The sequence below is a fragment of the Streptomyces sp. NPDC045022 genome, assembly GCF_056432605.1.
Map to the genome: position 1 here is coordinate 41,852 of NZ_JBWKIR010000013.1, position 11,775 is coordinate 53,626.

Genomic DNA, 11,775 nt, shown 5'->3' on the forward strand with positions numbered 1-11,775 from the left:
ATGCATTCGACCTGTCTTCCCGGTGCTCCACAGGCACACATCTCGTGTGTGGCGAGGAGGTGCCGCGCATGATGCGCTATGTGATGCGCAAGACGGTCGGCTGGCTTCTGATGATCGTGATCGCGACGAACGCTACGTACTTCCTGGCCAGTTGGTTGCTGGACCCGCGGTCGAACTTCAAGGAACTGCGGCCCGTCCGCAGTGAGGCACAGATCGACCGGGCCCTCGCGCCGTACAACCTGGACCCGAGGATGCCGTTGGTGCACCGTTGGTGGGACTGGCTGACCTCGGTGACCCTGCGCTTCGACTGGGGAAAGTCCCCCACCGGCGTCTCCGTCAACGGCGAAGTGGGCTACCGGGCGCTCATCAGCGCGGAGCTGGTCGTCGTCGCGACGGTGCTGTCCGTCGTGATCGGCGTCGCGCTCGGCGTCTACACCGCCGCACGGCAGTACGGCTGGGCCGACCGGGTCTCGCAGGCCGTGTCCATCGTGGTGTTCAACGTCCCCACCTCCGTCGCCGCCCTCGCCATGGTCTTCGTCGCCATCTGGCTGAACCAGCACGCCGGGCTGCACTTCCTCTACGTCGCCGGGGAGAACTCACCGGGCGTCGAAGGACTGCTCCCCACGATCGGTGACCGCCTCCTGCACCTGATCCTGCCGACTCTGACGCTCACGCTGATGGGTTACGTCGGCTACCACCTGACGCAGCGTTCACTGTTGCTCGACATGCTCCACGCCGACTTCGTGCGGACCGCCCAGGCCACCGGCCTCACCCGCGGTCAGGCCATCCGCAGGCACGCGTTGAGGGCCGCGCTCATCCCGACGGCGGCTTCCGTGGCGTTCAGCGTCCCGGCCGTCTTCACCGGTGCCGTCATCACGGAGACGATCTTCGGCTGGAACGGCATGGGCCGCTACTTCATCCAGACCATCAGCAAGAACGACGTACACGGCGCGGTCGCGACGGCTGCCTTCGCCGCGGCTCTGACCGCGATCGGAGCGATCCTCGCGGACATCGCCACGGTGTTCCTCGACCCGAGAGTCCGGGTGAGCTGACGTGACCACCGACGCGACGACCGACGCACCTTCCCGTCCGATCGCGGCGGAGCGGACTCCGGAACCGGTGACCACCGCGCGGAAGCACTGGAACCTCGGCCTTGGCCGGCTCTATCTGCGCCGCTTCATGCGCAACCGCCTCGCCGTCGTCGGAGTGGTGATCTTCGTGCTGCTGGTGCTGTTCGGTGCCTTCGGTTACGCGTACACCGACGCCGACTTCACCGCACTCACCCAGCCTCCGAGCAGCCTCCACTGGTTCGGCACCAACCAGGGTGGCAACGACATCTACGCCTGTGCCGTGCACGGGCTCCAGCGCTCCCTGATCATCGCCGTGAGCGTGTCGGTACTGACGATCGTCCTGGCCGCGATCATCGGCTCCGGCGCCGCGTACTTCGGGGGCCGAGTCGAGCGGGTGACCCTCGCCGTCATCCACTTCCTCCTGATCGTCCCCTCGTTCCTCATCCTCGCTCTGGTCTCCCACCGGCTGGCCGGCGACTGGCGCGTCCTCATCGTCGTGCTGACCGTGTTCGGCTGGATGTCCACTGCGCGGGTGATCTGGTCCGTCTCGACCTCACTGCGCGAACGGGACTACGTGAAGGCCGCCGAGTTCATGGGCGTCGGCCCACTGCGCATCATCTTCCGCCACATCATCCCCAACCTCGGCTCCCTGCTGATCGTCAACCTGACGCTCGGGGTCGTGGCGACCGTGCTCAGCGAAACCTCCCTCTCGTTCCTCGGGTTCGGCGTCCAGACCCCGGACGTCTCCCTCGGCACGATGCTCGCGGACGGCGCGAGCACCGTCACGAGCGCCCCCTGGCTCTTCGCCGTCCCCGCCGGGCTGGTCGTTCTGCTCACCGTGTCGATGACCTTCATCGGCGACGGCTTGCGCGACGCCCTCGACCCCACGTCGGTGGCGGGCTCGGCAGGAGGCCGACGATGACCCTCGCGAGCCCGCTGCCCGCCCCGGCACCACCCACCGACGCAGTACCCGTCCTCTCCGTGCGGGATCTGCGGATCTCCTTCCCCTCCGAGGCGGGCACCGTCGAGGCGGTGCGCGGCGTGAGCTTCGACCTGCTGCCCGGCCGGACCCTCTGCATCGTCGGTGAATCCGGCTCGGGCAAGTCGGCCACCGCGATGGGCATCATGGGCCTGCTGCCGCCCACCGCCGACCTGCGCGGCAAGGTGCTGCTCGGCGGACGGGACCTCATCGGCCTCGACGACCGGGCGCTGTCGAAGATCCGCGGCAACTCCATCGGCATGGTCTTCCAGGACCCCTTGTCCGCCCTCACGCCGATCTTCTCGGTGGGCAGGCTGCTCTCCGACGCCCTGCGGGTCCATCAGGACCTGACGAAGCGGGCGGCCTGGGAACAGGCCGTGCAACTGCTCGATCTCGTCGGCATCCCCGACCCGCGCAACCGGGCCGCCGCCTTCCCGCACGAGTTCTCCGGCGGCATGCGCCAGCGCGTGGTCATCGCCATGGCCATCGCCAACAGGCCGTCCGTGCTCGTGGCCGACGAACCCACCACCGCACTCGACGTCACCGTGCAGGCCCAGATCCTCGACGTGCTGCGGCTGGCACAGCAGGAGACCGGCGCCGGTCTCGTCCTGATCACGCACGACCTCGGGGTCGTCGCCGGCCACGCGGACGACGTCGCCGTCATGTACGCCGGCCGGTTCGTGGAACACGCGGGCGTCGAGGAACTCTTCCGCCGGCCGACGATGCCGTACACCGCGCGGCTGCTGGCCGCCGTGCCGACCGTGGACGGCGGGTCCCGCCGCCCCCTGGTCCCCATCGGTGGCGAGCCACCCGCCCTGGTGAACCTCCCGGACGGCTGCCCCTTCGCACCCCGCTGTGCCGTCGCCCTCGGCGCGTGCCGCTCCGACGAACCGGAGCTGCGTCACGTCACCGGGCACGGACACGTGGCCTGCCTTCGCGCCACCGAGATCGCCGACGGATCCCTGGACCCGACGGGAGATGCCGCGCCCCTCGGCCGACCGGCGCCCTCGCGTCGTGCCGAGGCCGGCGAGGTGGTGCTCCGTGTCGAGGACCTCGTCAAGACCTTTCCGGTCACCAAGGGCGCCCTCCTCAAGCGCCGGGTCGGCACGCTGCACGCCGTCAACCGGGTCAGCTTCGAGCTGCGCGCCGGCGAGACGCTCGGCCTGGTCGGTGAGTCCGGCAGCGGCAAGACCACGACCCTGATGGAGATCCTTCGGCTCAGACGGCCCGAAGGCGGCCGGATCGAGGTCTCCGGCATCGACGTCGGCACGGTCGCATCCGGCGCGCGCCCACGGGAGCTGCGGCAGGACGTGCAGATCGTCATGCAGGACCCCCTGGGGGCTCTGGACCCCCGGATGCCCGTATTCCACTCGCTGGCCGAACCCCTGCGGGCGATCGGGCGTGATCGCGAGTCGATACGTGCACGGGTCCACGAACTGCTGACCCTGGTGGGTCTGGACGACTCGGTGGCCGACCGCTTCCCGGCCGCACTCTCCGGAGGCCAACGCCAACGGGTCGGCATCGCCCGTGCCCTGGCGACGGAGCCGAAGCTGCTCGCGCTCGACGAGCCGCTCTCCGCCCTGGACGTCTCGGTACAGGCCGGGGTGATCAACCTGTTGGCGCGGCTCAAGCGGGAACTCGGCCTGGCCTACCTCGTGGTCGCCCACGATCTGGCCGTGGTCCGGTACATCTCCGATCGCATCGCGGTGATGTACCTGGGGCACATCGTCGAGACCGGGGACACCGAGACGATCTTCTCCGATCCGAAGCACCCCTACACCCGTGCGCTGCTGTCGGCGATCCCGGTACCCGACCCCGAGCGGGAACGCACCCGTGAACGCGTCGTGCTGGAGGGCGAGCAGCCGAACGCCGCGCACATGCCCGCGGGGTGTGTCTTCGTCGACCGCTGCCCGCTGTACCGCCTTGCCGACGAGGAGCTGCGGCACCGCTGTCGCACCCAGCCCCCCGTGCCGACCTCCGCAGCCGGACGCCCCGGCCATCAGTACGCCTGCCACGGCGTCTGAACACCGGCCCGGCGATGTTGTCCCTCACCGACCTCTAAGGAACCTTCCACCATGCGCACGAGACTGGCCCTGCCCGTCGCTCTGATCGCTGCCGTCTCCGTCACCGCCACCGCGTGCCAGTCCTCGTCGGGGAAGGACTCCGCGCAGTCGGACGCGAAGAACGCTCCCTCGGCGGCATCGGCCGTCGCCGACTACAACCCGACGCCGTACGACCGGATCAAGGAGGGGGGCACGTACACCACGGTCGGGACCTTCGACGACCAGGGCAATCCGTTCAACGTCAATGCCACGCTGACCGCGTCCCGTGTCTGGGCCTGGTACAACGCCGACGCGATCACCTACTCGGCGACCGGCGAGGTGCAGTACAACCCGGACTACTTCAGCGACGTGAAGGTCTCCGTGGAAGGCGGGAACCAGAAGATCAGGCTCACCATCAACCCGAAGGCCGTCTTCAACGACGGCACACCCATCGACTGGACCGCGATCAAGGCCACGTGGAAGGCCAACAACGGTTCCGACAAGGCCTACGCCGCCTCCTCCACGGACGGCTACGACCAGATCACCTCGGTCGAGAAGGGCAGCAACGCCAAGCAGGCCGTGATCACCTTCAAGGGAGTGAACCCTTCCTGGTCGAGCCTGTTCACCACCTTCCTGCACCCCAAGGCCGCGACGGTCCAGAACTTCAACAACGCCTACGTCAAGAAGGCCCACCCGGAGTGGGGCGCGGGGCCGTACACCGTCGGCAAGTGGGACACCCACTCGGGCGACATCACGTTCGTCCGCAACCCGAAGTGGTGGGGCAGGAAGGGCAAGCTCGACAAGCGCGTCTACGTCAACCTGGAATCGGCCGCGGCGATCAACGCCTTCAAGAACGGGCAGCTCGACTACGTCTCCGCGGTCGACGCCGAGAGCCTCAAGCAGATCAAGGGGCTCCGGGGCACGGAGATCCGCAGTGGCGGAAGCCCCTTCGAGTACTCGCTCTACTTCAACACCAAGTCCTCCGTCCTCGCCGACAAAACCGTGCGCAAGGCCATCGAGGAGAGCATCGACCGCACACAGACCGCGAAGATCAGGTTCCAGGGCCTGGACTACAAGAAGCCGCTGCCCGGTTCCGCCATCCTCTACAGCTTCCAGAAGGGCTACGAGGACAACGTCTCGGCCGTGTTGAAGTACGCGCCGGACGAGGCACGAAAGGCACTCGACGCGGCGGGCTGGAAGCCCGGGGCCGACGGTGTACGAGTCAAGAACGGCAAGAAGCTCGAAGTCGGCTACACGCTCCTCGGCGACGACCCGCTGGACAAGGCGACCGCCGGCGCCTTCGCGGCGATGCTGAAACCGGTGGGCATTCGCCTCGACATCAGGAAGGCCGACGAGGCGGACTTCTCCAAGATCCTCAGCGACCGCAAGTTCGATCTGTTCCTGTCGGGAAACCGCTCGATGGACCCGTTCGGCGCCCGTTACCTGTGCGACTTCTACTGCTCCGACCGCGACTCCAACATCACCGGTGCGGGTTCGCCCGCGCTGGACACGGAGATCCGTGCCACCAGCAAGATCGCCGACCTCGGCAAGCAGGCCGCGGCGGCCAACGAGGTCGAACGGAAGGCGCTCCAGGAGTACGCCTTCCTCCCGCTGTTCAGCGGACCCTCGACCTACGGCGTGAAGAAGGGCCTCGCCAACGTCGGCGCGACCATCTTCTACAACCCCCTCCCGGAGACGGTCGGCTGGGAGAAGTGACCACCCCGCAGGACGGTGGCCAGGTCCGTTAGGCGCACGGCAGGTTCGCGGCGCGGTCGAAGTCCAGGACGACCGCGCCGTCGGCGGCGGCTCGACGGCCAGGACCCGGTGGGCGGCGTAGGTGGTGACCCCGGAGGTCGCGTCGAGCGGTTCGGCGTGACGCCGGACGGTCGGCTGTTCCGGATCCGGGCCGGCACCTACGTGGACGCAGCTGCGCATGGGACGACGTGAGCGCGGGCACGGCACGCGAGGCCCCCGCCGGCGAATCCTGCGCCACCAGCGCGGGCATACTCCGCGCGAGGCAGCTCGGCATCACCGGCATTTCGCTCTTGCTCTTCGACGGGGAGTGCGTCGTGCCCGGTGCCCAGCCGGTCCAGGCGTTCCTCCAGGCACTCGACATCGACTGGAACGAAAAGCGCGCCGAGATTCCCGTGACGCGGTGCCCATCTCCCTGGCGCGGCGTCAGGAAGGTCAGCAATGGGCCAGTGTGAGTCCTTCAACACCCGGCGACAGCTGACCAGACATGCCAATCGATGTACTCTCCGGACGACGCCCTTGACCTGCGGCAGGCAGGGAGCAGACAAACCGGGAGTTTCTCCATGTTTCGCACCATGTTCAAGTCCAAGATCCACCGCGCCACCGTCACCCAGGCCGACCTGCACTACGTGGGATCGGTGACCATCGACGCGGATCTCCTCGACGCCGCCGACCTGCTGCCGGGCGAGCTCGTGCACATCGTCGACATCACCAACGGTGCCCGGCTGGAGACGTACGTCATCGAGGGCGAGCGCGGGTCCGGCGTGATCGGGATCAACGGGGCGGCCGCTCATCTCGTCCACCCCGGCGACCTGGTGATCATCATCAGCTACGCTCAGGTCACCGACGCCGAGGCGCGGGCGCTGAAGCCGCGCGTCGTGCACGTCGACGGTGACAACCGGATCGTGTCCCTCGGCGCCGACCCGTCCGCGCCGGTGCCCGGCTCGGACCAGCAGCGCAGCCCGCAGGCCGTCACGGCCTGACCGGCGGACCAGGACCAGGAGCGTGCGTGCCCATGAGCGAGATCGAGATCCGCGACGACCGGGCGGCGGGCCGCCTGGAGGCCGTCGGCGACGGTGAAGTCGTCGGCCACATCGAGTACTTCGTCCTGGAGTCGCCCGCGCGCGCCCTGGTTCCGGTGCACACGATCGTGGAGCCGGCACACGAGGGCAAGGGCATCGCCGGTTCCCTGGCCCGCGAGCTGTACGCCCTCGCCGAGCGCGAGGGCGTGCCGGTGGCCCCGCTCTGCCCGTACGTCGTCAAGTGGGCCGAACGGCACCCCGAGGTGGCCCCGTCGGCCGATCCGCGGTTGCTGACGGCCGCGAAGGACTGGCTGCGTGCCCACCCCGAGAACTTCTGACCGACCGGTTCGCACTACGGGACCGACCGACCCGAGGTGACGGGGTGTCCCGGTCACTCATGCCGGTGCCTGGCGACTGAGGCCGGGTTCGGGCGGGGCTCGGTTGCTGAGGCCGGGGCTCTGGTGGGGCTGGTTGCTGGGGTCGGACGTGGATGAGCCTGGACTGTTGGGGCCGGGACTCGGGTGGGGCTTGGCTGCTGCGGCCCGGTGCGGGTGAGCCTGGGCCGGCCGGTGTACGCCGTCACCCAGCGGGGCCGCCATGGCTACCCCGCCCGGCAGCCGCTCACCGAAGGGCCTGGGTTCGCGGTGGAGGCCGGGTTCCGGTGGGGACACCGATCCCGGTTCCGGGCGGAGCTGGCCCGGGGTCTCAGCGGTGTCACTGAGCCCGGGGATTCCGGCGGGGCCGTTCGGGCCCACCCCGGCGGGTCACGGACGAGGGTGCCCGGCTCTCGCGGGTCCGGCCTGCCGTGGGCTCGGAGTGTGGAGACCGGATTCCGGTGGTGCCACTGAGCCCCGGGTTCCGGCGGGGGGCACTCGCACGGACGCCGGCTGCCAGGACACTGCTGCCCGGCCGCTGATATCCGCCGCCCCCGTTCGGCCGCCGGCGCAGCCCCGCACCCACCTGGACCCGTCCGGTCCCGCCGTCGGGTGAGTGCTGGAGCGGCTGTCGGGTAGGCGGGGGAGTAGTCCAGAGGCGACGTCCAGTGACTGCCCGGAGGACACCGATGACGAACCCGTACCCCGACCCCGTCCCGCCGGTACCCGCGCCGGGCCCGGGCCCGACCCCGCCGGACCCGTATCCGAGCCCCGTCCCGGCCCCGCATCCAGGCCCCGAGCCCACCCCGCCGGGCCCCGGGCCAGAGCCCACGCCACCCGCACCGGGTCCCGACCCGACCCCGCCCCCGGCACCCCCGGCACCGGGCCCGCCGGAGCCCTCACCGTCCCCGATCCCACCGGGGCCCGAGCCGGTACCGAGTCCCGAGCCCGGCCCGCCGCTCACCTGAGGACATCGAGGGCGCACCGAGTCCCCAGGCCGGCCCGCCGCTCGCCTGAGGACATCGAGCGGGGCCACCACCTCAGGGGCGCGGGGAACTGCGCGACCGGCCACGACGAACCCGCACCGGCGCCGCGACCGTTCCCCCGCCCCCGCCCCCCCAGACGTCCGGCTAGGCCGACACCTCCGACCGGTCCCCGCCCCACAGCGTGTGGAACGACCCGTCCCGGTCCACTCGCCGATACGTGTGCGCCCCGAAGAAGTCCCGCTGCCCCTGCGTCAGAGCCGCCGGCAGACGTTCCGCGCGGAGCGCGTCGTAGTACGCGAGCGCCGCCGCGAAGCCCGGTGTCGGCACGCCCTGCCGCGTCGCCGCGACCAGCACCTCGCGCCAGTCGTCCTGCGCCGCCGCGATCTCCTGCGCGAACGTCTCGTCCGACAGCAGGCTCGGCAGATCGGCGCGGGCGCCGTACGCGGCACGGATACGGTCGAGGAAGGCCGCGCGGATGATGCAGCCGCCACGCCAGATCGCGGAGACGGCGCCCGGGTCGATGCCCCAGCCGTACTCCTCGCTGCCCGCCGCGATCTCGTGGAAGCCCTGCGTGTACGACACGATCTTGGACGCGTACAGCGCCTGCTCCACCCGGTCCGCGAAGGCCGCCGCCTCCGACTCGCTCAGCGCGGACGCCGTCGGCCCGGCCAGCCCCCGCGAGGCCTCCCGCAGGCCCGCGTGGCCGGACAGGGAACGGGCGAAGACCGCCTCGGCGATACCGGACACCGGCACGCCCAGGTCCAGGGCGATCTGCACGGTCCAGCGGCCGGTGCCCTTCTGCTCGGCCTGGTCGACCACGACGTCCACGAACGGCTTGCCGGTCGCCTCGTCCACATGGGACAGCACCTCGGCGGTGATCTCGATCAGGTAGGAGTCCAGCCGCCCCGTGTTCCAGGTGCGGAAGATGTCCGCGATCTGCGCGGGGGAGTAACCGGCCACATCGCGCAGCAGCTGGTACGCCTCGCCGATCAGCTGCATGTCGGCGTACTCGATGCCGTTGTGGACCATCTTCACGAAGTGCCCGGCACCGTCCGGGCCGCAGTGCGTGACGCACGGTGCGCCGTCCGCCGCCTTCGCGGAGATCTTCTCCAGCATCGGGCCGAGGGATTCGTACGACTCCTTCGAACCGCCCGGCATGATGCTCGGCCCGTGCAGCGCGCCCTCCTCGCCGCCGGAGATGCCCGTACCGACGAAGTGGATACCCCGCTCGCGCAGCTCCCGCTCCCGGCGCCGGGTGTCGGCGAAGTGCGCGTTGCCGCCGTCGATGATCATGTCACCGGGCTCCAGCAGCGGCGCGAACTCCTCGATCACCGCGTCCGTCGGCTCACCCGCCTTGACCATGATGACCAGCCGGCGGGGGCGTTCCAGCGCCGCCACGAAGTCCTCGGCGGTCTCGGCCGCGATGAAGTCCCCTTCCTGCCCGAACTCCTCCACCAGCGCCTTCGTCCGCGAGACCGTACGGTTGTGCACGGCGACCGTGTAGCCGTTGCGAGCGAAGTTGCGGGCGAGATTGCGGCCCATGACCGCGAGTCCCGTGACGCCGATCTGCGCTGAAGTGCTCATACCGCCTGCTCCCTAGCTGCCTCGTGACTACGGCTCCGTCAGTACGGGCCCTCGCCCATCCTGACGTGCCGCTACGGCGAGCGCACATCCGACCCGCCACGCTTGATTACGCAGTGACGGCGCTCTGAGCCTCACTCTTCCGCGATCCCGTCCAAGGAACGGCCGTTCCCGGCCACTTGGCAGGGACGCAAGGCCGAATTCCTGTCTTGTCATGGCCTGTTCGCCGCGCTTACTTTTGCCCCTCCTGACGCATGCCGAGGGGATTTCGGACATGGCCGTACGCGGCCGGCACCGCCGGTACCAGCCGAGCAGGATCAACCGCGCCTCACTCACCGTCACGGCGGGCGGTGCCGGCCTCGCGATCCCGCTGGTCGCCGCCGGCACGGCCGGCGCCGCCGACGCGGGGACCTGGAACAAGGTCGCCGCCTGCGAGTCCAGCGGCAACTGGGACATCAACACCGGCAACGGTTATTACGGCGGGCTGCAGTTCACCCGGTCCACCTGGGAGGCTTACGGCGGTACCCGGTACGCGCCGCGCGCCGATCTCGCGACCAGCGACCAGCAGATCGCCGTCGCGGAGAGGGTGCTCGACGGGCAGGGGCCGGGAGCCTGGCCGGTGTGCTCGGTGCGGGCCGGGCTGACGCGGGGCGGTGCCGGACCCGATCCGCACACGGACAGCGTCGCCACGCACCCTGCGCGGAGCGGCCCGAAGGCCCGCGCCGCGAAGACCGGCCCGGTGCAGGACGTGCGGCCGCAGACCACCCCGCAGTCCCGCGCGGGCCAGGCCGAGATGTACACGGTGGTGCACGGTGACACCCTGTCCGGCGTCGCCGGCGACCACCATGTCCGGGGCGGCTGGCGGCAGCTGTACGCGGGCAACCGCGCGACGATCGGCGACGATCCCGATCTCATCCTGCCCGGCCAGCGGCTCAGCCTGCGCGCCACCGGCGCCGCGCCGGACACCCACACCACGACCAAGTCACCGAAGAGGAAGTCCCCCTCCGAGAAGAAGAAAGTCCCTTCGGATAAGAAGAAAGTCCCTTCGGAGAAGAAGTCCGCTCCCCATCACACATCCCCGACCGGTCACTCGCTCGTCGCACCGGTGAACGCGCCCATCGGCACCAGCTACCACATGGCGGGCTCGCACTGGTCGAAGGGCTACCACACGGGCGTCGACTTCCTCGTGCCGACCGGCACCTCGGTGCGGGCGGCGGAGGCCGGGCAGGTGGTGGCCGCGGGGTGGGGTGGCGCCTACGGCTACCAGGTCGTGCTCCGGCACGCCGACGGCCGCTACACCCAGTACGCGCATCTGTCGGCCATCTCCGTGCGGGTCGGCCAGCATGTCACCACGGGCCAGCGCCTCGGCCGCTCCGGTGCCACCGGGAACGTCACCGGCCCGCATCTGCACTTCGAGGTGCGGACCGGGCCCGGCTTCGGCACGGACATCGACCCGCTCGCCTATCTGCGGGCCGGGGGCGTCAGGATCTGACGCACGCCCGGTGCCGGTCCAGGAGCGGCAGCGGCACGTAGATGCTCAGGGGCAGCGCGGCGCTCGCCACGGGGGGCGCCGCGTGTCCGGCCGGCGCCTCGCCGCCCTCGGTGCCGCCGCCGCTGCCGTCCGGCCCCGGTACCAGCAGCTCCCGCAGACCCGGTTCGGCCGCTTCCCGCAGGACCGGTTCGCCCGCCTCCCGCAGGACGCGCTCGCCCGGCGCCCGCGGGATCCGCTCCGCTGACCCGTCGTCGGCCCCGGCCGTTTCCGGACGGCTCGCCGTCTTCGCCTCGGACTCCGCTGCCGGGCGCTGCTGCGGCACGGCGAGAAGCGCGTCCCGCGCGGGAGCCGGCTCGCAGGCGGCGGAAACGGACTCCGGCATCGCAGCCGTCCCCGCGCCCGCAGCCGTCCCGGCGCCCGCAGCCGTCCCCGCGCCCGCAACCGTGCGCGCGCTCGCAGCCGTTGCCACGCCCGGAG

10 protein-coding genes are annotated in these 11,775 nt (G+C 70.6%); 8 read left to right on the forward strand and 2 right to left on the reverse strand.

Going from position 1 to position 11,775, the window contains the following annotated elements:
- Positions 1–68: 68 nt before the first annotated feature.
- The 7 genes from AC07C1_RS23390 (at position 69) to AC07C1_RS23420 (ending at position 7,203) form a co-directional block, all read left to right on the forward strand.
- Positions 69–1,052 carry an ABC transporter permease gene (locus AC07C1_RS23390; RefSeq protein ID WP_478941813.1) on the forward strand — a complete coding sequence of 328 codons (984 nt, stop codon included), beginning with the start codon at positions 69–71 and terminating at the stop codon, positions 1,050–1,052.
- A 40-nt stretch (positions 1,053–1,092) separates the two neighbouring features.
- Positions 1,093–1,992, forward strand: a complete 900-nt coding sequence (locus AC07C1_RS23395; RefSeq protein WP_478942085.1) for an ABC transporter permease — start codon at positions 1,093–1,095, stop codon at positions 1,990–1,992.
- Positions 1,989–4,073 (forward strand): dipeptide ABC transporter ATP-binding protein, encoded by a 2,085-nt coding sequence (locus AC07C1_RS23400; protein WP_478941814.1) that lies wholly within the window; start codon positions 1,989–1,991, stop codon positions 4,071–4,073. Before AC07C1_RS23395 ends, AC07C1_RS23400 begins: the two co-directional genes overlap by 4 nt.
- Positions 4,074–4,124: 51 nt before the next feature.
- Positions 4,125–5,807 (forward strand): ABC transporter family substrate-binding protein, encoded by a 1,683-nt coding sequence (locus AC07C1_RS23405; protein ID WP_478941815.1) that lies wholly within the window; start codon positions 4,125–4,127, stop codon positions 5,805–5,807.
- Positions 5,808–6,034: 227 nt separating this feature from the next.
- Positions 6,035–6,298 (forward strand): hypothetical protein, encoded by a 264-nt coding sequence (locus AC07C1_RS23410; RefSeq protein ID WP_478941816.1) that lies wholly within the window; start codon positions 6,035–6,037, stop codon positions 6,296–6,298.
- A gap of 108 nt (positions 6,299–6,406) precedes the next feature.
- The gene (panD, locus tag AC07C1_RS23415) at positions 6,407–6,826 is read left to right on the forward strand and encodes an aspartate 1-decarboxylase (RefSeq protein WP_478941817.1); all 420 of its coding nucleotides are present in this window, start codon (positions 6,407–6,409) and stop codon (positions 6,824–6,826) included.
- A 32-nt stretch (positions 6,827–6,858) separates the two neighbouring features.
- Complete coding sequence (locus tag AC07C1_RS23420) at positions 6,859–7,203, forward strand: GNAT family N-acetyltransferase (protein WP_478941818.1); 345 nt, start codon at positions 6,859–6,861, stop codon at positions 7,201–7,203.
- A 1,166-nt stretch (positions 7,204–8,369) separates the two neighbouring features.
- On the opposite strand, the gene gndA is transcribed toward AC07C1_RS23420, so the two are convergent.
- Positions 8,370–9,809: an NADP-dependent phosphogluconate dehydrogenase gene (gene gndA / locus AC07C1_RS23425; protein ID WP_478941819.1), complete on the reverse strand. Its 1,440-nt coding sequence runs from the start codon at positions 9,807–9,809 to the stop codon at positions 8,370–8,372.
- 271 nt (positions 9,810–10,080) lie between these two features.
- Between gndA and AC07C1_RS23430 the strand changes: the two genes are divergently transcribed.
- Positions 10,081–11,298, forward strand: a complete 1,218-nt coding sequence (locus AC07C1_RS23430; protein ID WP_478941820.1) for a transglycosylase family protein — start codon at positions 10,081–10,083, stop codon at positions 11,296–11,298.
- Here AC07C1_RS23430 and AC07C1_RS23435 read toward each other — a convergent pair.
- Positions 11,288–11,680 carry a hypothetical protein gene (locus AC07C1_RS23435; protein ID WP_478941821.1) on the reverse strand — a complete coding sequence of 131 codons (393 nt, stop codon included), beginning with the start codon at positions 11,678–11,680 and terminating at the stop codon, positions 11,288–11,290. The genes AC07C1_RS23430 and AC07C1_RS23435 overlap by 11 nt on opposite strands.
- Positions 11,681–11,775: the final 95 nt, after the last annotated feature.

Excerpts from the sequence above, each read along its gene's own strand:
- AC07C1_RS23390 (WP_478941813.1), top strand. The coding sequence starts at position 69 with ATGATGCGCTATGTGATGCGCAAGACGGTCGGCTGGCTTCTGATGATC.
- AC07C1_RS23400 (WP_478941814.1), top strand. The coding sequence starts at position 1,989 with ATGACCCTCGCGAGCCCGCTGCCCGCCCCGGCACCACCCACCGACGCA.
- AC07C1_RS23405 (WP_478941815.1), top strand. The coding sequence starts at position 4,125 with ATGCGCACGAGACTGGCCCTGCCCGTCGCTCTGATCGCTGCCGTCTCC.
- panD (WP_478941817.1), top strand. The coding sequence starts at position 6,407 with ATGTTTCGCACCATGTTCAAGTCCAAGATCCACCGCGCCACCGTCACC.
- AC07C1_RS23420 (WP_478941818.1), top strand. The coding sequence starts at position 6,859 with ATGAGCGAGATCGAGATCCGCGACGACCGGGCGGCGGGCCGCCTGGAG.
- gndA (WP_478941819.1), bottom strand. The coding sequence starts at position 9,809 with ATGAGCACTTCAGCGCAGATCGGCGTCACGGGACTCGCGGTCATGGGC.
- AC07C1_RS23430 (WP_478941820.1), top strand. The coding sequence starts at position 10,081 with ATGGCCGTACGCGGCCGGCACCGCCGGTACCAGCCGAGCAGGATCAAC.
- AC07C1_RS23435 (WP_478941821.1), bottom strand. The coding sequence starts at position 11,680 with ATGCCGGAGTCCGTTTCCGCCGCCTGCGAGCCGGCTCCCGCGCGGGAC.